The sequence below is a fragment of the Phormidesmis priestleyi ULC007 genome, assembly GCF_003003695.1.
In the GTDB taxonomy this organism is placed as follows: domain Bacteria; phylum Cyanobacteriota; class Cyanobacteriia; order Leptolyngbyales; family Leptolyngbyaceae; genus Phormidesmis_A; species Phormidesmis_A priestleyi_A.
This window is the reverse complement of the sequence record NZ_PVWG01000008.1, coordinates 126305-149513: the sequence shown is the minus strand read 5'-3', so window position 1 is coordinate 149513 and position 23209 is coordinate 126305. Positions and strand designations below refer to the sequence as shown.

Below are 23209 nucleotides of genomic sequence, written 5' to 3'. Positions count from 1 at the left end.
TTTGTCCACTTACTTATTTATCCCGATCTTTAGCGGAAGTTATCGAGCGATCGCAAAAATAATTTAAAACTTTTACGAACGATCACCGTGAAAAGACGGAGACGTTGCGTAAACTTGCGGAGAAAACCCTCGCCCCTCTAGTCGTGAGACTCCTTGCTTATGCCATCATGCTCGTCTCAAAATCTCGCAAGTTGGTCGCTTCGAGGGTATAGCTTCTGCCGTAGATGATCGGCTCTTTTCCGATCGCTTTAAGAACTTGCCTAACCTCAAGATTAGAAATCGTCGCCAAATCCCGATTGGTGGTGATCGCTAGCGCTGCGGCGATTCCGACACCCTGACCGACCGCCACATTAAATTCTACAATTCTGCCAGCCGCACAACCATAGCCGTCAAAGCCTGATGCAGGACTAACCACAGCCAGATTGGGAACCGATTTTAGCAAGGCATGACGAATGCCAATGTTAAAGAGCGGCGATTTGTGAAAGCTGATGCTGGGAAAGCCTTGGGCATGGGCTTTTAGACCTAATCCGTCAATGCCTCCCCGCACGTCTAAGGCATAGCCAAATGTGCCGATCGCGTCATCTTTAAAGGTGCCGCCTTCGAGCATTCGAGCGCCGCTCAGAGGCTCAACCACCCCAGTCACATTTCCGGCATGACGGATATAAAGCTCTTTGGCAGGTCGGACACTTGTGGCTCCTAAACTCTTCATGAAGCGATCAACAAACGTCATTTCTGCCACGATCTCAGGAGTCGGCTTTGCGGCTGATCGAGCGATCACTTCGGCTTGAGAGCCAGTGACACTGCACAGCAGAGCGTTCCAAGACAGTCTGCCGCCCGGAAGAATCGCAATATTGGCTGCGTCAAAAATGGCACCACTCTTAGAGAGCACAAACTGTTTGCCTCGAAAAGCGTGATAGACGATCGACAGTGCTTTGCAGCGAACATCGATGTGGTCAGAGCCGACGTGCATCGTTTTCAACTGACCCTTGTCATCGAGCAAATCTTTTTTAAACCAATCCGCCAGCTTGGAATCAGCGCCAGCCGCAATCTGAATAAATTTTTGAGCTTGGACATCTTTGGGGTCGGTCAAGCGCTTTAGGTAGTCTAACTCGACTTGTTTAAGCCGCGTCATCGTCAGCCCTTGAGTCTCAAAGGTGAGCGTTACGGGCAGTTCTGATCCGGGCAACCCAAAAGTGCCAAAGCCCTTTAGCTTGTTTGCCCCCGCAGCTTGCGCCAATTCTGCGTTGACCGTGCAATCGATGAACTGTTTGGCTAAAAACGTGGTGCCGTTATCTAGCAGAATTCCCGCAATTTTTGAGTCATTTATAAGCACCGATCGAATCTCAATGCGGCTAATAATGTCGGTGCCCGCTTCGCTCAACATCTTTCGCAGTGCAGCATCGGCTTTGCCAGGGTCGAGCGCGATTTCGGTCACGCCCGATCGCTGCAAAAATTCTTTATAAAGGAATGCAGGGTCACCAAACATAGACAAGCCCAGTTTTTTGCGAATGTCGTCTGGGACGTGCGTCCGATCGAGATATGCCAACCCGCCTCTGACCAAGTGCCCACCCACACCATCGGGCGAGTTGCCTTTAAACATCACTAGCGTTTTAGGATTTTTGCCAGTTTTACTTCGACGGCGAAACTCTCTAGCCGCGCTGACGATCGCTAACAGTCCGGGGACTTCATCTCCAAAGCAAATAATGTCATAGGTGCGGGTGGTAGAAGGTGTGGCTGTAGTCATGACGAAGGTAACTCCCGAATACTGAATCGATTCTAGAGATAAATCCAGCGATGGGAGGATGAATTTCGCAAAACTCTTTAATCAGGCGGAAATTTAGGTCGATAGAGCGTCGTAGAAAATAGTTTCGCGAAGGCAGAACGCCGATCGCTAACGGTCTCCCCTGATAAATTCCACATCGTCTCATAGAAGAAGAACGAGACTCCGGCAAACTTACGATCGCGAACAACTTGAACTTGATCTTGAATCTGTTTAAAGGCAACAGGACGATCTTTCAGTCCCGTTAAAATGCCGACTCCGGTTGGAATGTGCGATCGCGCTGCCTGCACTTCGGGACGCATTAATTCATCTGCAAATCCCTGAAGACTGTCTCGGTAGACTTGCAAAACCAACTCTTCTAACAATCCCGTCTGTTCCCAAGTGCGCCAATCTTGCAACGAATGCGTGTAAGAAAAATCGTAATTATTGGGCGACAGAGAGATCAAAACGTGATTCTTTCGAGCTTTAACAGACTCGAAAACTTGCGTCATGAATGCTGTAATTTTATCGGCTCTCCATTTTGTCCAAGCTGGGTCTTGGGCATTCGCTGGCGGAGATTTTCCTGCGTTTTCTTTTTGGTAAAGCGCAACCGTAAAGTTATCGTAGCCAAATTCAAACGGCAGTCCAAAATGATCATCAAACTGAATGCCATCGATATCGTAATTGTTAACCAGTTCTAGAATCAAACTAGAAATGAACTTTTGCACCTCTGGCTTAAACGGGTTGAGCCACACACGCGGATATTTGCCTTCTTGCCAGATTTGCGTTTTGTCCGATCGCTGAGTCAACCAATCAGGGTGCAGCCGCGCTAGCTCCGAGTCAGCAGGTGCCATAAACCCAAACTCAAACCACGGAATCACACTCAATTTGCGTTGGTGTCCCTGTTCAACAAATTCTTTGAGCATATCGCGATCGTTCAGCCCCACCGCTTCGGGTCGCGGATCATAGGCAACTCCGATCGTTTGTTTTGCCGTCTCGCTAGGATAGAGCGTGTAGCCCCAATTCCACACGGCTGGATAGAGGGTGTTGAGATTTGCGTCTGCCAATTCTTGGACAGTTTTGGTGAGCCGATCGCGACTAAACATCACATCACTATCAATATTCGTCAGCCAAACCCCGCGAATCTCACTCAGTTGGGCTGCTGGCTTTCCAGCCACGTATCGCTCGGGCACCAAAGCAGTCGTACCCGGTAGAGCGCGACACAGAAAAGCAGCAATGTCTCCCCGCGTCGCAGGCTGATTCGGGTTCAATTGTTTGACGCTGGGATAGTTGACCACGATGCGCTGTTCGGTGGCACCTGCGATCGTATTCTTTGCATAGTCTGGAATGCTCTGAGCATCGCTAAAAACAGCCAATGTCTCAGCAACAGGCTGCTTCGGGGCATAACCCACGCCACTCGCTAAGGCTGCCAGCGCCTGCACACGAGGAATATTTTGATTGGGTCGAAAGGTCTTGTCGGGGTAGCCAGAAAAGAAATTTGCGTTCACGGCTGCCGAAATCGCACCCGCCGCCCAAAATCTACCCGGAATATCCCGAAATTGAATATCCCTACTCGGAATTGTGGCATTCACCACGCCCGGAAAAGCCGTGACCAGCAAAGCTGCATATTCTGCGCGAGTCACCGGGCTGTTGGGGCGAAAAGTCCGATCGGGATAACCATTAATAATCTTACGATCGGTCAGCGCTTCGATGCAAGGTTGCGCCCAATGACCTTGAATATCAGAGAATCGAGTTTGAGCAAAGGCGGGTGAAACGCTTGAGCAAAGCACCCCCGTTACAGTCAGCAGAAAAACGAAAAGGCAGATCAAACGAAACTGCCAATGACGGAGATTTAACATTTCAATATTGCAAAGCGACTCTGTTGAGGAAGCTACAAAAGTCTCAAGTAGGATTCCAATACTTTAAGACGACTGTAGCAACAAGAGGTTCACAGCAATACAAATAAATAATGGGCAAAAGCACTATTCGATGCCTCTACCCATCATTTAAAAACGTTCTGTAAATCTCGATCGTCCTACCGCTCCACATCAACATAGAGGTCGTCTAAGTCTTGCTCGTCTGCCCGATCTCCGTAAGGATCTTCAATCACAGAATCATCGACTCCGCCGTAGCCTAGGCCAAATTGATTGGCACGATTATCGGTACTCGGAGGCGTTCCAGCATAGCCCGTACCAAATTGATTGGCATCATCACTAGTGCTTGGAGGCGTTCCAGCATAGCCCGTACCAAATTGATTGGTACGATCGTCAGACTTTTGGCTGTCAGGATCTACGCCGTCATAACCCGTTCCAAACTGATTAGCTGAAGCGTCATCATTTTGGCTAGCAAGACGATCGCGATTGTCAGGATCTTGATCTTTCATATCGTTCAAATTCTTTACCATGACAATTCTCCAAAAGTTAGCTAAAACGACAGCCGTATTTCATGAACGTCTCAAATTATCGTCAGACGTGCCTTAAAAATCCTCACGCTCTCGGTAGAAGTGTGAAGCGCAAAGCTCTCTCTTTAAGAAGAGATTAGTCAGGAATCAAAGATTAAATTGCGAAAGAGTGCTATCTAACCGCCGCTAATCTTCGCCTTGTAGCCTAACTGCACCAAGATCTGCACCAACTTTTGAGCATGGTCGCCCTGGATCTCCAACGTCTCTTCTCTAGCGGTGCCACCTGTTCCGCACTGATTTTTTAACGTCTTCAGCAACGCACTAAGCGTTTCGGCTTTTCCTTGAAATCCAGTAATCACGGTGACGGTCTTTCCTCCGCGACCTTTGCGAGACACCTGCACTCTCAAATTTTGCTGATTGGGCGGCAAGTCAGGAACCCCACGCTGCAAAGCCTCTGAGTTGCTATTGCCAAACTCAGAATAGACGATTTTATCTTTAGGCGAATCACCAGACTGAGAAGATTTGCGTTTTGAAACTGCCATAGTGAGAACAGGAAAACTGCCGACCTCTATAATAGAGGCTGTCCTCTACACTCATCTAGCGATCGTGACGACTACACCGCTTCCTCGCAGTCTCCAAACAGATTCTTCGCCCCAAAACCGCCCCGACTCTCTCGGAAGATTTGGCAAGTTTGGCGGGAAGTATGTCCCTGAAACCCTGATGCCTGCCCTATTTGAGCTAGAGGCAGCCTATCAGCAATATCGCAACGATCTCGATTTTCAGCAAGAGCTGCAAGGGCTTTTGCGCGATTATGTGGGTCGCCCCAGTCCCCTATATTTTGCAGAGCGACTCACAGAGCATTACGCACGACCCGACGGCACAGGTGCCCAGATTTATCTCAAGCGAGAAGATCTCAACCACACCGGGGCACACAAAATTAATAACGCTTTAGCTCAAGCCCTACTCGCAAAACGTATGGGCAAACAGCGTGTCATTGCTGAAACCGGAGCCGGACAGCACGGGGTAGCAACCGCAACCGTCTGTGCCCGATTTGGGCTGAAGTGCATCATCTACATGGGTGTTCAGGATATGGAGCGGCAATCGCTCAACGTCTTTCGGATGCGATTGATGGGTGCTGAAGTTTGCCCCGTCGCATCAGGCACAGGAACCTTGAAGGATGCGTGTTCTGAAGCAATTCGAGACTGGGTGACAAATGTAGAGACAACACACTACATTCTTGGTTCGGTCGCGGGGCCGCACCCATATCCTATGATGGTGCGCGATTTTCATGCGGTGATTGGTCAAGAGACGCGCGTTCAGGCACAAGAAAAGTGGGGCGGCTTGCCGGATATTTTGCTGGCGTGCGTGGGGGGTGGGTCGAATGCGATCGGGCTGTTCCACGAGTTTATCGACGAGCCGACTGTTCGTCTGATTGGGGTCGAAGCGGCAGGTCACGGAGTCGAAACCGAAAAACACGCAGCGACGCTGACAAAAGGGCGAGTCGGCGTTTTGCACGGAGCAATGAGCTATCTGCTGCAAGATGAAGACGGTCAGGTGATTGAGCCGCATTCAGTCAGTGCAGGCTTAGATTATCCAGGAGTCGGACCCGAACACAGCTTCTTAATGGAACTCGGACGCGCCGAATATTACGCCGTGACCGATCGGCAAGCGTTAGATGCATTTCAGCAGTTATCGCAGCTAGAAGGAATTATTCCTGCACTAGAGACGGCACACGCGATCGCTTATCTTGACACGCTCTGTCCTCAACTGACTGGCAGCCCTCGTATTGTGATCAACTGCTCTGGTCGCGGTGATAAAGACGTGCTGACGGTTTCTAAAACTCTCAATCCATAAATGTGTTTGTCGATCGCGTAATCCGATCTGTAGATTATTTTGCGCGATCAGCGAGTAAGTTGTAAAAGATTGAGAAATTTAGCCGTAGCGACAAGATTAAGATAGGCTGAGAGTGACTGATTCCAAGGACTCCTAAATTAGGTGTAAAACTAAGTTCTGGCATTCAATCATGGAGAAAACCCCTGTGGCAAAACATCGGTTTAACTCAAAAACTCAGCCGAGTGCTGCGGTTGGCAATGTGGAAGATGCCTTTCAAGGGCAACTACGATCGCTGTTGACCCAAAAGAAATATCGTCAAGCGATCGAAGAAATTAAAAAAGTTCGACGCACTCAGCCTGATCTTGCGTTTAAGCCAACAGAAGCTGAGATTTGGTCACTGCGAGGTCAACAAGAATTCCAGAAAGCCGATTTTAAGCAAGCGGAAAGCTCATTCCGGCAAGCGCTGAACTTAGGATTGGTTGGGGAAGCGCATTACTGGTTAGCAAAATGTCTGGTTTCTCTCAATCGATTGGATGCTGCCTTAGATCTGATCCGCCCTGCCTTTGAACAAGGAACGCTCCCCAAAGAGTTTGCCATCTGCTACTTAAAACTTTTGTTACTCAAAGGCGATACCCAAACGGTTGAGCAGTTGATCACAAAACAAGCCAAGCGGTTTAGCGCCCCGCAGCTTCATTGGGTTCGCGGAGTGTTAGCGCTTAAAAACGGCGAACCAGAGACGGCTTTGACCTCGTTTCAGAAGGTCAAGCGTCCGGCCACGCCAAAAGATTTGCCAGATGCTTGGGTCGTTTATGCACAGCAAGCGATCGGAAACTGGGACGCTGCCGCCGCCAAATTAGGACTCGCTGCACCTTCAGTGTGGGGCGCGTTTTATGGCAAACCCAAGTTTCTCGATCATCCGATTTTGACGCGATTAGCTATCTTCCAGCAGGCAAAGACGGGAGACATCGAAAATATTCTGGTCAAACAAACCGATCAAGCGGCTCAAGAACTGCTGAGTGCTTTGGCGGTGGTGCAATTGATTGATCAGGGCAACTATCACGATGCAGGACATGCGTTGCTAAAAGTGAGGCAGTCTAAACAATTTCCTGAATTGGTAAACCTGCGATCGCCGCTCCTAACTTTGGCAGGGCAACAAGCCTTCACTCAAGGCGAAACCGAATGTGCTGTTCAACTCTGGCAACCTTTGCTAAATGAGTCATTGAATCCTCAACTCGTAGTGAATGCTCTAGAAGCGCTAGAAATTAACGACGCGGGACAGGAACGACAACGGTTATTGACTCGCTTAGTAAAATGGATCGAACAAGATGCCAAGAAACACCCTGAGAACTGGGCAGAGGAGCGTTTAAAGCTGACATTAGCACACGCGCACTGTCGCCTTGCCGATGCTTGGGTTTCAATGGGGCGAACCCGAACTGCGATCGGAGAGGTTCAGCAAGCGGAACGCATTTATCCCACTTCGCCGGAAGTATTGGGGCGGAAGGGACTGTTAGCAGCGGATGAGAGAAAGACTCAAGACGCGATCGATCTTTTAACTCAAGCGATCGAGGGCGGCTGTCGCTATGAAGAAGTGTATGAAGCATTGCTAAACTGCTGGCGAGAGCTAGGAAACACGGGCGCAGTAAATGAAGCTCGTCGCCGCTATGGAAAGTTTTTTGGGGATCTGAATGCCGAAACAGATATCGAGCTTGCTCCTTGGATCGATGCCCTTTCAACTCGCAGCTATCCGTTTTACAGTCGTCTAGTTCAAAGTGCTAGCGCCAATGATCCGGCGGTGCGTGCCTGTCAGATCTTTGTCGAATCGACGCAAGGGAATCTCACGTCGAGTGGAAAAATTTCTCTCGATCAGGCAAAAGCAACCGAGCAGTGGGAAGCATTGCTGCAAGGATTGTCTACTAAAGATCAGATTCCAGTAGCGGAAGCGATCGCGCTTTCCATCCAACTGTTTGCCAAGCGCGAAAAAGGAATTGCGGCATTAGTCAGTGACTATATGTTGAAGATTGCGAATGTCAAAGAAGACTATCCCGAAGCGAGAGCCGCGCATCTTGTCGTCTTGGCAGTCAGAGAAGGCAATAACCCTCAGAGACTTCTGTTTCCAATTCAGTTCTATTTAGCGGCAATGCCTCAGCCTGGAAATGCGTTAGCCACTGTTCAACTGCAAGTGCGTCTCTTTGCCCAGACTTCGGTTTTACGATCGTTCCTTGATGAAGCCCTGACGCGAGAACCTCAAAATCCGCTATTACTTCTAGCAAAAGCGACCACTTTCCCACCCACCACAAAACAGTATGAAGACCTGAAGCAGCAGGGATTTGATCTCGCTCGTCGGCTGCAAGATGCCAGAGCACTGCAAGCTTTTCGCGCCGAGCAAGCCTTTCTTGCCACCCAAGAAACTCAGAGAATTTTGCCGAACCCAGAGCAGTTAGACAATCTCGATCTTGAAGGGATGGAAGCAATGCTCGAAGCGATGGTTCGCAACATGTTTGGCGGTCAAATTCCACGAGCAGAACTCGATCGCATGCTGCCCGAACTCAAGCAACAAATGATGAACGAAATGCCAAACTTCAGTGACGACGAAGAGTTTGAGGAGGACGACAGCTTTGATCTCGATGCCATTTTTGGAGGAAACCCGAAGAAACGCAAACGCAGTTTTCGAGATCTGTGATGTCCAATCAACGGGTGCAATGAGTCAAGGGCTGCATGTTCGATAACGTTTCTAAATTTCTCGCTGAGCAGTTCTCGGTAGATTTTGCCACTTGGCTCGTTGGTGAACCTGTCGCCCTCACCGAGCTAAGTCCCTCAGAGCTATCGCTTGAGCCAATCCGAGCCGATGCCCTGATTTTGCTGCAATCTGATCAGGTCGTGCTGCACTGCGAATTTCAAACTGACCCTGACTCTGCGATGCCTTTTCGGATGGCAGATTACCGCCTCCGCGTCTACCGTCGGTTTCCGAATAAGCGGATGGTGCAAGTGGTGATTTATTTACGAGCTACAGACTCAGAACGAGTTCAGCAAACCACCTTTGAGTTAGACAATCTGCGCCATGAGTTTCAAGTTGTAAGATTGTGGGAGCAACCGACCGAAATCTTTTTGCAGCGTCCGGGGCTATTGCCTTACGCAGCATTAAGTCAGACGACCGATCGAGTGGGCGTGTTGCGACAAGTGGCTCAAGAAATTGAGTTGATTTCTGACCGAAACCATCAAAACAATTTAGCCGCAGCGACAGGGATCTTAGCTGGGCTACTATTAGACAAAACAGTTATTCGACGAATTTTGAGGAGAGAACTTATGCAAGAGTCCGTGATTTATCAAGAATTACGCGAAGAAGCCCGCGAAGAGGCTCGCGCTATGCTTTATCAAGAATTACGCGAAGAAGTTCGGGAGGAAGCCCGTAATGAAGTTAAGCAATCTGAGGTGAATCTGGTATTGCGACAACTGACCCGTCGTCTTGGGCACCCGATCGCCTCTAGTTTTGAAACACAAGTGCGATCGCTGTCCCTTGAGCAACTAGAAGCATTGGGTGAAGCCCTTCTAGATTTTACACAACTCACCGATCTGCAAACGTGGCTTGAGACGCAGCCAGATTGACCCAATCTACAAAAGCTTTCCTGAAATGAACTCAAATTACGATCGCTTAGGCATTTCCCCAACCGCCAACCCTGCCGAAGTCAAAGCCGCTTATCACGCCAAGTTGCGGGAGTTTCCTGCACACACTCATCCAGAAGATTTCAAAGCCATTCGCACCGCTTATGAAGCGATTCGCACCGGGGCAGCGAGTCAGCCAGAGGATTTCTTTAAGATTCGTCCTTTAGAAGCAACGATCGACCCAGAGCCATTAAATCAGCTTCGAGAGCGGGTGATGGCACAACTTGAAGTCAGTCTAGATGACTTGATTCGCGCTACATTTTAAGGAAAATTTATGCTCGATCGTCAAGCTCTATTTGAAAAGCTACTCGACTATCTTCAGTCAACGCCCAAGCCGCCTGAATATTTGGGCGAAGCACCAGACCATGTAGAACCGTTTGATCCCTATCAGATGGTGGGTGAATGGGTGGCACTACGTCACGAAGTCAAACAGCAGAACAGATTATTGCAAACCGCGCACACATCTTTGCAACAAGCGCTAGAAACTGAACGATTACAAAATACACAGCTTCAGCAACGCTTAGAAGAACTTTCAGCCGCAAAATCAGAAAGCCAGTACCATCACTTGGAGCAGAAGAACTTACTCCAAGATTTGTTAAAAGTTATGGATGCGCTCGATCAGGCTTGTGAATACTGGCGAGCGCAGATTCTAGAATCCTCTACAACGTCAACTAAATCAGCAACCTTTTGGGAAAGACTCTTTCCTAAACAAAAGACTGACTCCACTGCTCTGAACGAAATTTTAATCAGCAATCAACAAGGAATAGAAGTGATTCGGCGATCGCTTCTCGATCTGCTTAGGCAAAAACAAGTCGTCCCGATCGTCACCGTCGGAAAACCGTTTGATCCAAAATATATGTATGCGATCGGACGACAAGAAAGCGACTCAACTGCCGAAAATACGGTCATTCAAGAAGTTGTTCGGGGCTACTTGTGGCAAGATCAGGTGTTGAGAGAAGCGCAAGTGATTGTAGCAGCAAGGTAACAATATGACTCGATTTGGCATTCTCTGTCCGGCAGCGATCGGTCACCTCAATCCGATGTGCGCCCTTGGGCGAGAATTGCAACGTCGGGGGCATACCGTGATCCTCTTTGGTGTGCTGGATATGGAACCCAAACTGGCGCAAACGGGCATCGAGTTTCATCCACTGGGCGAGGCAGCCTTTCCACTGGGCACCATCACCAGCATCCATCAACGCTTAGGTGAAATGACGGGGTTAGCGGGGTTCAACTTGACAGTGCAGTGGATTCAGAACGAAACGCAAATGCTGTTTAACGCAGCCCCGGCTGCCCTGCAAGCTGCCAATATCGAGGGCTTAATTGTCGATCAAACCATCCTCGCAGGAGGCACGATCGCCGATTTTCTAAAACTCCCCTTTGTCACAGTTTCTAATGCGTTGTTGATTAATCGAGAAGCCGGAGTTCCCCCATTTTTTACAGACTGGAGTTACAGCCCATCTGGGTGGGCACAGTGGCGCAATCGTCTGAGCAACGCTTTCTTAGAAATGCTCACCCAGTCTGCCCGGCGCTTAGTTTGGCAGCAACGCCAGCAGTGGCACCTACCACCCTATAAGAATGATGACCACTTTTTTTCCCCCCTTGCCCAAATTTGCCAACTGCCAGCAGCGTTTGATTTTCCCCGTAAGCAGTTAGCCCCCTGGTTTCACTACACGGGGCCGTTTCAAGACCCCTCTGGAATCGAACCGATCACGTTTTCCATCCCACCCTTTCCGTTTGACCAACTCACCGATCGACCGTTGATCTACGCCTCTCTGGGCACCTTACAAAACCGTAAACCGGAAATTTTTGAGATCATAGCTGCCGCCTGTGTGGGACTAGATGCCCAACTCGTGCTTGCCTTGGGGAATCCTATAGCTCCGATGGCTGATCGGTCGTTTCCGGGTGATCCTTTAGTGGTCTGCTATGCACCGCAGCCACAACTGATTCAACGCGCTAGCTTAGTCATTACCCATGCGGGCATGAACACCACATTGGCTGCCCTGAGTGATGGTGTGCCTATGGTCGCGATTCCCATTACTAATGATCAGCCCGCGATCGCGGCTCGGCTAGTGCACACCGGAGCGGGTGAAATGGTGCCCCTCTCAAAACTAGGGGTGACAAAACTCCGCAGCACAATTCAGCGAGTGCTAAAGGAAGATCGCTACAAACAAAACGCAGTCCGCTTGCAGGCAGCGATCGCCCAAGCCGGGGGAGTGCGTCGGGCAGCAGAAATTATCGAACAGGCAATCTCAACCGGGATGCCTGTCTATGCAATTGAGCCGAAATAAGTAATTTGTGAATGTGCAATAATCGGGTGCAACAACGATTTCTTAGAAGTCATAACTATGAGCAGAACCGTTGGCATTGACTTAGGAACCACAAATTCTGAAGTAGCGATCGTCGAAAATGGACAAGCGCGAGTCTTGCCCGGCCCAGATGGCGATTTAATGCTTCCTTCGTGTGTCGGATTTAGCGATAGCGGAAAGCTGTTGGTCGGGCGTGAGGCACTCAGGCAATATGCGGCGGCTCCCGATCGCACCGTCAAATCGATCAAGCGCTGGATGGGCACTGACCACAAAACCACACTGCCGATCGGAACTGACGAAACTCGTGATTATTTGCCCCACGAGATTTCTGCCATCATTCTCCGCGCCCTCAAACAACGGGCAGAAGTTGCTTTAGGGGAAGCAGTGACCCAAGCCGTGATTACCGTTCCCGCCTACTTCACCGATGCTCAACGACAGGCAACCAAACTCGCCGGAGAAATTGCCGGGCTAGAAGTGCTGCAAATTATCAACGAACCAACCGCAGCCGCACTGGCTTATGACGTGAGATCGGAAGAAACCGAACGAGTTTTAGTCTATGACTTGGGCGGCGGCACTTTTGATGTATCGGTAGTTGAAATCACAGGCGATGTGACAGAAGTTCTGGCAAGTCATGGCAACAATCGCTTGGGCGGCGATGACTTCGATCGGTTGCTGCAACTCCACCTCGCCGATCGGTTCCGACAAACTCATAGTGTCGATGTTCCCACCGATGCAGTCACCCAAGCTCGCCTACTCCGCGCCGCCGAACAGGTGAAAGTTGACCTCAGTTCCCATGCTTTTGCAACCGTTAGAGAAGCGTTTTTGAGCAGCAAAGGCAAGACCGCCCTGCACCTGGAAACCGAGATTGCCCGCACCGATTTTGAAGCGCTGATTCGTCCTTTACTTGATGAAACATTAGAGGCGATCGATCGCGCCCTCTCCGATGCCAAACTCGACGCTGAAGACCTCGATCGGATCATTCTCGTTGGTGGCTCAACCCGCATTCCCCTCGTCCAACAGATGATTGAAGAGCATCTTGAACAAGCTCCAACCGATGGCGTTCAGCCAGATTTGTGCGTTGCCTTGGGTGCAGCGATTCAAGCTGGGGTGAGAGTTGGAGAAAATGTCGATGCAATTTTGGTCGATGTCAGCCCTTACTCATTAGGCGTTGCCGCCGTAATCACTACGCCAATGGGCATGATGCCAGGGTTCTTTAGCGTGATTATTCCTCGCAACAGTGTCGTTCCGGTTTCTCGTTCTCAGGTTTACTCGACGGCTGCCGATCGCCAAACCTCGGTTGAAATTGAAGTGTTTCAGGGAGAGAACACAATCGCTGAAGAAAACGTTCCCCTCGGTGCTTTTATGGTGGAAGGACTGCCGCCTCAGCCTGCCGGAAGTCTGCAAGTCGAGGTGCATTTTGACTTTGACATCAACGGCATTCTCACCGTCACGGCAACTGAAAAAGGCAAAGGTCAACAAGGCAGTTTAGTGGTGAACAATGCTGCGGTTCATCGGCTTTCTAGTCACGAACTAAACCAGGCCAGAGAAGACCTACAAGCGTTATTTGAAAGTGATGAAACGATCTCAATCCAGTCGCGGGAGATCACGGATGCTGAAACGATCGATCCTGATTTAGCAGATCTGCTCGATCGCGCCCAACAAACGTTAGAAACGCTAGACGAAGAACAATCTGAAGAATTACAAACGCTAATTGGGCAACTTCAAACCGCGATCTCCAACGATTACGACCTCGCCATTTCAAAACTTCAGGAAGAGCTAGAAGAATTTCTCTACTACGTCAGCACTAATACAGATTCATAGCCGATGAAATGCCCCGTGTGCCATGCAAGTTACCGACCTCCTGCGGTTCTCTGTCGCCGTTGTGGGGCTGATCTTTCTCCCCTAATTCAGGTTCGAGATCAAGCGGTTTGGCATCATCGGCAGGCGATTCAACGGCTCGAAGCTGGTCAATATGCGGAGGCGATCGCTCAAAATGACCAGGCGATCTCGCTCCATCATCAGCAAGCAGAATTTCATGCGTTAGCCGGACAACTGTGGGCACTGCAAGGAATGTTCGATCGCGCGATCGTCTGTTGGCAAACGGCTCAAGCCCTCGACTCTCAGAGTCTAACTACCGGAGCCTGCTTAGACATCTTGATGCAACTCCGCAATTCTGATTGAGTTTGCCCAGTTGGGCTTTGGAACCTCGACGAACTTAAAATGAAAGGAGAACGATCGGGTTGACTGACAAAACGTGAATTCGACGACTTCGTTACCAGTTCATCGCGCCCCCTAAATCCCCCATTCTGGGGGATTTAGGGGGCAGAAGCCGCTCTTGACGAAGCGATAAATCTCATCGAATTCACGTTAACAAACCCCAAAATGCCCTCTGCCCCGGTTCAAAATGACCCAACCTGAAGCCCTCAAAACCCTGCTCAACTCGGTTGCTCTAGGAGACATTAGCCCAGAAGACGCGATCGCCAAACTCAAACATCTCTCTTATGAGCGCGTCGGAGACTTTGCCCATATCGATCACCATCGCGCCCTGCGGACAGGCTTTCCTGAAGTGATTTGGGGCCCCGGAAAAACTCCCCAGCAGATTGCCCAAATTATGGAAGCGATGCGAAACCGCACCTCGGTGATCATGGCAACCCGCATCGAACCTGACGTTTATGGCGCGATTAGAGCGATCGTGCCCGATGTTCACTACTACGCTACTGCCCGAATCTGTGCTTTAAAATCACCCCCATCTCCAGACCACAAACCCCAAATCCCCGGAACGATCGGCATTCTCTCAGCCGGAACCGCCGACCTCCCCGTTGCCGAAGAGTCCGCTGTCACTGCCGAGCTTTATGGCTTTGGTGTGCAGCGACTTTGGGATGTTGGAGTCGCCGGAATTCATCGATTGTTGAATAACCTGCACGTATTGAATGATGCTGACGTGCTGATTGTTGTCGCAGGCATGGAAGGCGCATTGCCCAGCGTAGTAGGAGGGTTGGCAGATTGCCCGATCGTTGCCGTGCCCACCAGTGTCGGCTATGGCGCTAGCTTTAATGGACTCGCACCCTTGTTGACAATGCTCAACTCCTGTGCAGCAGGCATCGGCGTAGTCAATATCGACAATGGATTTGGAGCCGCAGTTTTAGCAGGACAAATTCTCAGAACTGCGGCGAAACTCAAAGCAAAGTCAGAAAAACTTTAGACGATGACGCGATGTGCGACTTTCCTAAAACCGCCTAAAAACAGCCCTCTCCCGCCGGAGAGGGAACCAGAGATCGCTTGAGAGCATCTCTCCTGTGGGAGAGGGGTTTGGGGTGAGGGTTCTTAGCCGCACATCGCGTACAATGGCTCATTTTTCTCAAATCTGTTGTTACCGTCGGGTAGGAGCTGGAGTTGACCTCGAACAGTCCTCAGAGTACACGCGGAAATAGTCTATATCCATCACTCTAGGCAACTTAGCCTTCGACACATCACCACACCAACCGCCACAGGTTGCGGCACCAATGCTCGGATAAAGGGCTTTAGTGGGTATCCCGATCGTGGTTCGCCATCGTTCTCGACTGTCGATATAAAAAACTAGTAGGTTTGGTTTCCACAGCACTCCATAAGTATGGTAGTCCCGACTGAGAGCAACCGGACTCTCCCACGTCCCTTCATTCGATTTGTTCGCGCCATAGTGATTGGTCATGAACACCTTCCGCTCTTGCTGCGGAACTTCAAACACATCAATTTCCGGGGGCCATGAACGATCGGCTGCTCCAGTAGCAAAAAAAGCTGACAGCCCATCTCCTGAAACAATCTTGGTGCGAACTTCCCAATATCCGTAGGTTTGGGCAAATTTCCCATAGGTGCTGATCAATGAGCTTGCATACGGCTTGCCCCCAGCGGCTCTCTTTTCAACTTTGATGTGAGCGGCTCCTCTACTGACCGACACATTCTCGTCTGTATAGTAGTTGAGCGATCCGTCTTTAATGTTTCCGTCGCCCCACCAAAATCGAGTCGTCCACTTTGAGGAGTCAAGCGACTTGCCATTAAACTCGTCATGAAAAGTTTGTCTCAACTTACACGCACCTCGCAGCGGGTCGGCTGAAACCGTCGATCGCCACACGCAACCTAAAACTACTAAGAGCGTCACACAACAAAGAAAAATCAATTTCATCCATGCCCTGTCGGTCTTTTTCTTCATGAATGTCCTCAAATAACGCGATGGTAACTAGTTTGCTCTCATCATCTGACGTTGTTATTTTTGTACAATTGATATTCGCTCCTCTCCTTTGTGCTGATAACTAAATTGTATAAAAAGAACTCCTCTGTGGTAAGTGCTTAATCATGAGTGAATCGTTTTATCAACAGGGCATTGCAAAAGCAGATGCACAAGACTATCAGGGAGCACTCCAAGCGTTTGATCAGGCGATCGCCACTCAGCCAGATTTCACCGAAGCCTACTATAATCGTGGGCTTGCCCGGTTTAAGCTCAATGATTTGACCGGGGCGATCACCGACTACACCACCGCAATCCGACTTGATGCTAACAACACCCGTTTTTATTTTGCTCGAAGTTTGACCTATCTCAATCAAGGTGTTCTGCAAGCCGCGATCGCCGATGCCGAACAGGTGATTCGTCTCAATGCCAATCATGCTGGGGCTTATAATCTGCTGGGCAATCTTTGGCAGCGAAAGGCTCAGATCGGCAAAGCGATCGTTCATTACAAAAAAGCGGCTGAACTTTATTTAGAGCAAAAAGACGCGGCAAACTGTCGGCGCTGCATGGCGATCGCGCAACAGCTTAAACCCAAATCACCCGATCAGTTGGCTCAGTCATCTGCCCCGATCGAGATTGGCGAATTTATCAACCAAGCCAGCGATAAGGCACGACGCGGAGATTTTGCAGGTGCGATCGAAGATTTGGACTGGGCGATTCAAATCGATCCCGACGATGCCGAGGCTTACGCAGCGCGAGGACAAGTTTTAGAAAAAATGGGCAACCCTGATTACGCGTCAGAAAACTATCAATTGGCAGCCCGACTGTTTTTTCAGCAGGGAAATTCAGCGATGCAACAGTCGATGTTAAAGGCAATCCAGCAGATTAAACTTCCTGAGCGGCGATATACAGCGACAAATGCCCCGACGAGTCGCCAACCACCTGCCGTCTCGTCGGGGCGAATCAGTCCCCAAGTTCAAGACCAATTGAGGCGACTGGTCAGCTACGATCGCAAAATCATCACCGATCTCGTTGCACAGCTAAAACTCAAACACCCCGGTAGGTCAGAAGATTGGTATTGGGAAAAAGCAATTTATGACTTAGAACGCGATCGGCGTTGAATGCTAAGATTTTAAGCTGCCTCGCTTTAACTGTTCTCGCTCGATCGCTTCAAACAACGCCCTAAAATTGCCCTCCCCAAATCCTTGGGCCTGATGCAGACGATCGGCGACTTGATAAGTGTGGCGCTCGATTAATTCAAAAAAGAAGGTCGGTTGCTCAAAAACAGGCTGAGTAAAGGTTTGCAGCAAAACCGCTTCGGGCAGATCTGATTGCCAATCAACTAAAATCTGTTGGGCTGCGATCGCGTTTAGCTGCGACTCAGAAAGCGCACAATCAAGACGCTGCCGCAACTGAGTGTAATAAGTGGCAGGCACATTCAAAAACGATAAACCTGCGTGACGGAGTTGCGCGATCGCATCCACAATATTCTCGGTGTGAATGGCAATGTGCTGCACGCCTGCGCCCCGATTCAGGTCTAAAAATTCTTGAATTTGAGAATTGTTTGAGGTCGGCTCGTTGATCGGCAACTGCACCCGGCTATTGGGGTAGCGCATGACGCGGCTACACAGACCGGAGCGATCGGTTTTAATCGCAAACATCTGCTGAGGCTCAAAGCCAAGAACGGTTTCATACCAATCAACGGCTCGTTCTAAATCGCCCAAAGCCACATTTAGAACGACATGATCAATGCGGCTAAAGGTGACATTGAGCGCGTTATCTGATGTCTTGCCCACAATTAATGAATTCGCCTGCCGCTCAACCAGTGTATGTCTTAGCGTTCCCCATGCGGCGATCTGGGACCATTTCAGGCTTCCTTGAGTCTGAAGGGGTTGAAGGACATTGGCTCCTTGCGCGATCGCCCGCTTCATTACAGTCTCGACATCCTCCACCCCAAATGCCACATCCACGACTCCGGGAGGATGGGCGCTTAAAAACTGATAGACAGGACTGAAATCGTTAAGCGGGGCGGAGAAAACTAGATAGATCGAGCCGTTAGCAACAACTTCGATATGCGTGTGATTAGAAGGGGCGATCGTAAAGCAAAACTCGTTTGGAATCGAGTAGAAGCCCATTTTTTGAATAAACCAGTCTCGCGATTGACGAGCATCTTCTACATAAAAATGAATGTGATCAATTTGCATAAAAACGCGAATACTTCGCCCAATGACTCTGCCTGTAGATTTTGCCTTGATTATCGAATTTTCGGGTCATTCTGAAGGAAGAATCTAGATTAACGTCAGTTCGACAGAATCTTTTCGCTGCGGTTGTGAATTTGGAAGCCCCCTAAATCCCCCATTTTGGGGGACTTTAAGCCCAGAATTTAGGTTCAAAGTCCCCCAATTTTGGGGGATTTAGGGGGCAGAAGCCGCTGACAACGAAGCGAAAAAACTCGTCGAACTGGCGTTAGATTAGTGCCCTGTGGCATGGGTCAACTATAGCAATCCCTTTTAGTTGTCAGAGTGGAACAGGCTTCCAGCCTGTACGGGCAAGATGCCCATCCCACCCTTCACTTAGGGTATATTCCTGCAATCACTTTGCAAATCGGTTCTAGCATTAAATAATGAACTGAGAATGTAGCTGATTCCAACCTGATGACTTCTCCAGAGATCGACTTGCAGTTTGAAGCCTTGCTAAACTACCTCAAGCATAACCGTGGGTTTGACTTTACTGGCTATAAGCGCTCAAGTCTGAGCCGTCGGGTGCAGCGCCGAATGCAAACCATCAACATTAAGCAATACAGCGAATATTTAGACTATTTAGAGGTGCATCCAGAAGAATTTTTGCACCTGTTTAACACGCTGCTCATCAACGTCACCACCTTCTTTCGCGATCGCCCCTTTTGGGACTTTTTGAGCAGCGAAGTCTTGCCCCGCATCATTGCCCAAAAAGAGCCAGACGAGCCGATTCGGATCTGGAGTGCAGGCTGCGCTAGTGGTGAAGAAGCCTATAGTCTGGCAATGGCCTTTACAGACCTGCTAGGAGCCGAGCAGATGCAACGGGTAAAGATCTATGCCACCGATGTCGATGAAGAGGCGCTTTATCATGCGCGTCAAGCAACCTACACCGCGAGAGAAGTGGCGAATGTGCCCCCCGACTCGTTGGCAAATTATTTTGAGCCGATCGTCTCGCCAACCGATGGCGAAGTCAGCAGCTACGTGTTTCGCAAAGACTTGCGCCAGTCTGTGATTTTTGGTCGCCATGATTTAATTCAAGACGCGCCGATCTCTAAAATCGATCTGCTGGTGTGCCGCAACACCTTGATGTATTTCAACGCAGAGACTCAGGCAAAGATTTTGACGCGCTTTCACTTTGCCTTGCGCGATGGCGGCTATCTATTTCTGGGCAAAGCAGAAATGCTGCTCAACAACGTCACGATGTTTACACCGATCGATTTGTCTTACCGGGTTTTTACAAAAATTGCCAGGGTGATGTTGCGCGATCGCCTGACCTTAATTAACCCCATCAGTGGGGGATCGATCACGACTCCGCTGTCTACTCATGTGCGGCTGCGAGAAGCGGCGTTTGATAATGGACCGATCTCACGCATCATCACCGATCTCAATGGCAATCTCGCCTTAGCAAACGCACGAGCACGATCGCTGTTTGGCATTTCGCCCCGCCATATTGGTCGCCCCTTTCAAGATCTAGAAATTTCTGATCGCCCCATCGAGCTACGATCGCGCCTTGAAGAGGTGTATCGCGGTCAAAAAATAGTTTATGTGCGCGATGTGACATGGCACTCGATAGAAGGTGAAACCAGCTATTTCGATATTCAGGTGGCCCTTTTGACTGACGTGGCAGGCAATCGGCTCGGTGTTAGCATCTCTTTTCTTGACATGACTCGCCATAAGCGACTGCAAGAAGAAGTCGAGCACTCAAATCAAGAAGTGGTGGTGGCTTATGAAGAACTCCAATCCACTAATGAAGAGCTAGAAACCACCAATGAAGAGATGCAATCCATGAATGAAGAATTAGAAACCACTAATGAAGAACTGCAATCCACCAATGAAGAACTAGAAACGATGAATGAAGAACTGCAATCTACTAATGAAGAATTGCAGACCGTAAATGATGAGTTTCAGCGACGAAGTGAAGAACTCAACCAATCCAATCACTTTTTAGAATCGATTTTGACCAGTCTCAAAGGAAGTGTAGTGGTGCTCGATCGAGACTTGCGTGTGCAAATCTGGAACCAAAAATCTGAAGACTGGTGGGGGCTGCGGGCAGTAGAAGTGCTGGGGCAACACTTTTTAAATTTAGAAATTGGGCTGCCAGTTGAACAACTGCGCGTCCATATTCGCAACTGCCTAAATGGAATTTCTGAGCCGCTCAACGAGGTGACGCTGCCAGCGATTAATCGTCGCGGTCGATCGCTCAAATGTCAGATAACCTGCACTCCCTTAATTGGCGATGAGCAAGTGCGAGGGGTAATTTTGTTGATGGAAGAACAAGCCAAGTGAGCCGAGTTGCTTAACGACTGTATCAAAGCTGACGGGTCCACTTCATTGATAACTAAGCTTTAGAGAGAAGCCACACCGCACGATCGCGTCTAACCTACAGATGGCAATAGATTATATCAGTCTGCAACGCCTATCAATCCTTCCTATTTGAGAGGCACCCGATCGTGCAACTACATCTCAAAGCCCTTTCGCAAACCGAGATTTTGGACGAGTGGCGAGAACTTCAGCAAAATGACTATCAATCGATGACGCTGTTGACCGATCGTGGCGAGATTCAAGGTCGCTATTATTCGGCTGAACGCGCCCGCCTTGGAGCAATCTGGGTCGGCGGAGTCAGAGGCGGCTGGGACACTCCCGCAGATGGCTTATATCCGCAACTGTATCAAACGCTGCAACCGTCAGGCATCTCATCTCTACGCATTCGCTATCGCTATTCGACCATTTTAGAAGAAGCCGTTTTCGACACCCTGGCTGGAATCGCATTTTTAGCCCAAGAAAACATCCCCGCGATCGCCTTGATTGGGCACTCGTTTGGCGGTGCGGTTGTGATTCAAGCGGCGGCTCTCTCTGCGATCGTGCAAACCGTGATCACCCTCGCGAGTCAAAGTTATGGGACGGCCCCAGCGGCTCAACTGGCTCCCCGGTGTTCTCTGCTGTTGCTGCACGGCACAGCCGATCATGTGCTTTCTCCTCGATGTTCGGAATATATTTACGCGATCGCTCAAGAACCCAAACGGTTAATTCTCTATCCAGAAGCGAAACACGAGTTAGATGAGGTCGCCGATCAAGTGTCTCAAGTCGTTCACGATTGGCTAATTAACCACCTTTAACGTCAGTTCGACAGAAGTGATTGGCTACAATTGTGAATTCGGGAGAGCTACCTAAATCCCCCAAGATTTCCGGTTCAAAGTCCCCCAGAATGGGGGATTTAGGGGGCAGAAGCCGCCGACAACGAAGTGAAAAAACTCGTCGGACTGACGTAACTTCAGCAACTTTGATCACGGCTTTAGGTTTTGAGGTGATCCTTCAATTCTGACGGCGGCTCGACTTTTGATGGCTCAAGCTGGGGGAGATCTGCGATCGCACTCACCCTCAACGCTCTCGACCCAATCAACAACACCACTAGCGGAATGCCGATCGACACCAAAGCCTTTAAAGCGCTGTGCCCTTGCAGTAAATATTGAGCGCTGCTCGACAGCCCAAATGCCAGACTCGTTAACCCAAACAGCCGAGCCTGGGGAATCAGCGCGGCGATCGTCAGCCCGATCGAGGCGTACCACGGCATCAACCACGGAGTCGCAAACAGCAGCAGCACCAAAGTCACCCAGCCAATATCTTCAACCAGGTCAGGCTGCGAATAGTTCCACTGTCGATAGCTGCGCCAGAGGGTTGCCCCATAAAATCCAGCAAACCCCAGCAAGGTCAGATAAGTCACGATCAAAAGAATCGTTTGCTGCTGACTCCTGCCGATCGAGCCAGGAATAAAGATTCGCACGAGATCGAGTCCAAATCGAGCGATCGTCAGCAGCGATGCTTGAAACTGTCCCGCTACCCCAGGGTTGAGCAAACTACTCCAGGCGTTAAACCCCGGAAGCTGTGACGCACTCAGCACTAAAATCAACCCTAACGAGGCTAGTGTGGTGTCAAGCAGCAGTTTCCACTGGCGTTGTCTAATCAAAAAAAGCGTGACTAAAGGCACCCAAATCAAAGGAATTGTTTTTGACAAAAACCCGCCCCACAATGCCACAATCGAAATCCAATAACGCTGTTTGGCAAGACTGGCCACTAAGACGATCGCGCTCGTTGAAATCAATACATCAATATGAGCCGAGCCGACCTGCTCCATTAACAAAAGCGGGTGAACGAGATAGGCGATCGCAATCCGATCGCGGTTGAAAAATGATTCGCTTTCTTGACGGGGCAACAGTCGCCAGATGATATAACCGTTAAAAAGATGCAATGCCAAGCAAAAAACTTTGAAACTGTAAATTGCCAGAATCGGATGAATCGAGAGAATCGCGGCGGATATCCTAAACAAAAACTGTGAAACCGGGCCGTAAGTGGAGGTTTGCCCCCAGTCTACAAAGGGCGACAGCTCAGAGGCAAACAACCCTGCACGAGCGATAAATGGGTTGACCCCGCTCAGATCCATCAACCCTGAGTGCAGATAAAGATAGATATCATTGCCTAACGGGTAAGCGATTAATGCAATCACCCAGAAGACGGCAGTCTTTTGCAGAATGTCGCCAAAGTTTAAAACCGGAGCGCGGCGATCGGCGTTAAAAAACCAAACGAGATAAATAATTGCCAGCGCTAGATAGCTGCCACCAATAGCAATTTGACTGGCAACATTTGGAAACGTCGCAAATTTTTTGCCACCCGCGAGAATATAGTGAAATTTATCTAGACCTAGATCAACGAGTGCAATGCTCAAATAAGTAGCGCAAAGCAGTGCCGTCGCGATTAGTACTCCAGCTTTTTTCACGAAATTGTGTACTTTATTGAATAAATTTGTTTGAGCATATC

The 23209-nt window shown here is 49.6% G+C and carries 19 protein-coding genes; 12 read left to right on the top strand and 7 right to left on the bottom strand.

Features of this window, described 5'->3' with window-relative positions; all coding sequences use genetic code 11:
• Positions 1–157: 157 nt before the first annotated feature.
• The 4 genes from C7B65_RS09835 to C7B65_RS09820 all read right to left on the bottom strand — a co-directional run bounded on the left by C7B65_RS09835 (position 158) and on the right by C7B65_RS09820 (position 4702).
• Positions 158–1744, bottom strand: a complete 1587-nt coding sequence (locus tag C7B65_RS09835; RefSeq protein ID WP_073071153.1) for an FAD-dependent oxidoreductase — start codon at positions 1742–1744, stop codon at positions 158–160.
• A 77-nt stretch (positions 1745–1821) separates the two neighbouring features.
• Positions 1822–3618: a glycoside hydrolase family 10-like protein gene (locus C7B65_RS09830; protein WP_073071151.1), complete on the bottom strand. Its 1797-nt coding sequence runs from the start codon at positions 3616–3618 to the stop codon at positions 1822–1824.
• A gap of 176 nt (positions 3619–3794) precedes the next feature.
• On the bottom strand, positions 3795–4163 hold the full coding sequence (locus tag C7B65_RS09825) for a hypothetical protein (RefSeq protein ID WP_143162044.1): 369 nt from the start codon (positions 4161–4163) through the stop codon (positions 3795–3797).
• A 173-nt stretch (positions 4164–4336) separates the two neighbouring features.
• Complete coding sequence (locus tag C7B65_RS09820; protein WP_073071148.1) at positions 4337–4702, bottom strand: translation initiation factor; 366 nt, start codon at positions 4700–4702, stop codon at positions 4337–4339.
• A 1-nt stretch (position 4703) separates the two neighbouring features.
• Between C7B65_RS09820 and trpB the strand changes: the two genes are divergently transcribed.
• The 9 genes from trpB to larB all read left to right on the top strand — a co-directional run bounded on the left by trpB (position 4704) and on the right by larB (position 15161).
• Entirely contained in the window at positions 4704–6014 is a 1311-nt protein-coding gene (gene trpB / locus C7B65_RS09815) for a tryptophan synthase subunit beta (protein ID WP_425320463.1), read from the top strand.
• A gap of 169 nt (positions 6015–6183) precedes the next feature.
• On the top strand, positions 6184–8673 hold the full coding sequence (locus C7B65_RS09810; RefSeq protein ID WP_146135825.1) for a tetratricopeptide repeat protein: 2490 nt from the start codon (positions 6184–6186) through the stop codon (positions 8671–8673).
• Between the two features lie 35 nt (positions 8674–8708).
• Positions 8709–9596, top strand: a complete 888-nt coding sequence (locus C7B65_RS09805; RefSeq protein WP_073071145.1) for an Rpn family recombination-promoting nuclease/putative transposase — start codon at positions 8709–8711, stop codon at positions 9594–9596.
• Between the two features lie 25 nt (positions 9597–9621).
• Positions 9622–9918 (top strand): J domain-containing protein, encoded by a 297-nt coding sequence (locus tag C7B65_RS09800; protein ID WP_073071143.1) that lies wholly within the window; start codon positions 9622–9624, stop codon positions 9916–9918.
• Positions 9919–9927: 9 nt separating this feature from the next.
• Positions 9928–10638 carry a nucleotide exchange factor GrpE gene (locus tag C7B65_RS09795; RefSeq protein WP_073071141.1) on the top strand — a complete coding sequence of 237 codons (711 nt, stop codon included), beginning with the start codon at positions 9928–9930 and terminating at the stop codon, positions 10636–10638.
• Positions 10639–10642: 4 nt separating this feature from the next.
• The gene (locus C7B65_RS09790) at positions 10643–11941 is read left to right on the top strand and encodes a glycosyltransferase (RefSeq protein WP_073071140.1); all 1299 of its coding nucleotides are present in this window, start codon (positions 10643–10645) and stop codon (positions 11939–11941) included.
• Positions 11942–11998: 57 nt separating this feature from the next.
• Entirely contained in the window at positions 11999–13780 is a 1782-nt protein-coding gene (locus C7B65_RS09785) for an Hsp70 family protein (protein WP_073071138.1), read from the top strand.
• A 3-nt stretch (positions 13781–13783) separates the two neighbouring features.
• Entirely contained in the window at positions 13784–14140 is a 357-nt protein-coding gene (locus C7B65_RS09780) for a hypothetical protein (protein ID WP_073071137.1), read from the top strand.
• Positions 14141–14363: 223 nt separating this feature from the next.
• Positions 14364–15161: a nickel pincer cofactor biosynthesis protein LarB gene (gene larB / locus C7B65_RS09775; RefSeq protein WP_073071135.1), complete on the top strand. Its 798-nt coding sequence runs from the start codon at positions 14364–14366 to the stop codon at positions 15159–15161.
• Positions 15162–15329: 168 nt separating this feature from the next.
• Here the strand turns inward: larB and C7B65_RS09770 are convergent, their stop codons facing one another.
• Positions 15330–16118, bottom strand: coding sequence for a glycoside hydrolase family 16 protein (locus tag C7B65_RS09770; protein WP_073071133.1), 789 nt, complete (start codon positions 16116–16118; stop codon positions 15330–15332).
• A 170-nt stretch (positions 16119–16288) separates the two neighbouring features.
• Between C7B65_RS09770 and C7B65_RS09765 the strand changes: the two genes are divergently transcribed.
• Positions 16289–17281: a tetratricopeptide repeat protein gene (locus C7B65_RS09765; RefSeq protein WP_073071131.1), complete on the top strand. Its 993-nt coding sequence runs from the start codon at positions 16289–16291 to the stop codon at positions 17279–17281.
• Positions 17282–17284: 3 nt separating this feature from the next.
• Here the strand turns inward: C7B65_RS09765 and hppD are convergent, their stop codons facing one another.
• On the bottom strand, positions 17285–18364 hold the full coding sequence (gene hppD, locus C7B65_RS09760; protein ID WP_073071129.1) for a 4-hydroxyphenylpyruvate dioxygenase: 1080 nt from the start codon (positions 18362–18364) through the stop codon (positions 17285–17287).
• Positions 18365–18814: 450 nt separating this feature from the next.
• Here hppD and C7B65_RS09755 point away from each other — a divergent pair, with 450 nt between their 5' ends.
• Complete coding sequence (locus C7B65_RS09755) at positions 18815–20683, top strand: CheR family methyltransferase (RefSeq protein WP_073071128.1); 1869 nt, start codon at positions 18815–18817, stop codon at positions 20681–20683.
• Between the two features lie 164 nt (positions 20684–20847).
• Positions 20848–21513: an alpha/beta hydrolase gene (locus C7B65_RS09750; protein ID WP_073071126.1), complete on the top strand. Its 666-nt coding sequence runs from the start codon at positions 20848–20850 to the stop codon at positions 21511–21513.
• Between the two features lie 176 nt (positions 21514–21689).
• On the opposite strand, the gene C7B65_RS09745 is transcribed toward C7B65_RS09750, so the two are convergent.
• Positions 21690–23168 carry an MptA/MptB family glycosyltransferase gene (locus C7B65_RS09745; RefSeq protein ID WP_073071124.1) on the bottom strand — a complete coding sequence of 493 codons (1479 nt, stop codon included), beginning with the start codon at positions 23166–23168 and terminating at the stop codon, positions 21690–21692.
• Positions 23169–23209: the final 41 nt, after the last annotated feature.

Excerpts from the sequence above, each read along its gene's own strand:
- C7B65_RS09810 (WP_146135825.1), top strand. The coding sequence starts at position 6,184 with ATGGAGAAAACCCCTGTGGCAAAACATCGGTTTAACTCAAAAACTCAG.
- C7B65_RS09790 (WP_073071140.1), top strand. The coding sequence starts at position 10,643 with ATGACTCGATTTGGCATTCTCTGTCCGGCAGCGATCGGTCACCTCAAT.
- C7B65_RS09755 (WP_073071128.1), top strand. The coding sequence starts at position 18,815 with ATGACTTCTCCAGAGATCGACTTGCAGTTTGAAGCCTTGCTAAACTAC.
- C7B65_RS09835 (WP_073071153.1), bottom strand. The coding sequence starts at position 1,744 with ATGACTACAGCCACACCTTCTACCACCCGCACCTATGACATTATTTGC.
- larB (WP_073071135.1), top strand. The coding sequence starts at position 14,364 with ATGACCCAACCTGAAGCCCTCAAAACCCTGCTCAACTCGGTTGCTCTA.
- C7B65_RS09825 (WP_143162044.1), bottom strand. The coding sequence starts at position 4,163 with ATGGTAAAGAATTTGAACGATATGAAAGATCAAGATCCTGACAATCGC.
- C7B65_RS09820 (WP_073071148.1), bottom strand. The coding sequence starts at position 4,702 with ATGGCAGTTTCAAAACGCAAATCTTCTCAGTCTGGTGATTCGCCTAAA.
- C7B65_RS09805 (WP_073071145.1), top strand. The coding sequence starts at position 8,709 with ATGTTCGATAACGTTTCTAAATTTCTCGCTGAGCAGTTCTCGGTAGAT.
- C7B65_RS09785 (WP_073071138.1), top strand. The coding sequence starts at position 11,999 with ATGAGCAGAACCGTTGGCATTGACTTAGGAACCACAAATTCTGAAGTA.
- C7B65_RS09765 (WP_073071131.1), top strand. The coding sequence starts at position 16,289 with ATGAGTGAATCGTTTTATCAACAGGGCATTGCAAAAGCAGATGCACAA.
- C7B65_RS09800 (WP_073071143.1), top strand. The coding sequence starts at position 9,622 with ATGAACTCAAATTACGATCGCTTAGGCATTTCCCCAACCGCCAACCCT.
- C7B65_RS09795 (WP_073071141.1), top strand. The coding sequence starts at position 9,928 with ATGCTCGATCGTCAAGCTCTATTTGAAAAGCTACTCGACTATCTTCAG.
- C7B65_RS09770 (WP_073071133.1), bottom strand. The coding sequence starts at position 16,118 with ATGAAATTGATTTTTCTTTGTTGTGTGACGCTCTTAGTAGTTTTAGGT.
- hppD (WP_073071129.1), bottom strand. The coding sequence starts at position 18,364 with ATGCAAATTGATCACATTCATTTTTATGTAGAAGATGCTCGTCAATCG.
- C7B65_RS09780 (WP_073071137.1), top strand. The coding sequence starts at position 13,784 with ATGAAATGCCCCGTGTGCCATGCAAGTTACCGACCTCCTGCGGTTCTC.
- C7B65_RS09830 (WP_073071151.1), bottom strand. The coding sequence starts at position 3,618 with ATGTTAAATCTCCGTCATTGGCAGTTTCGTTTGATCTGCCTTTTCGTT.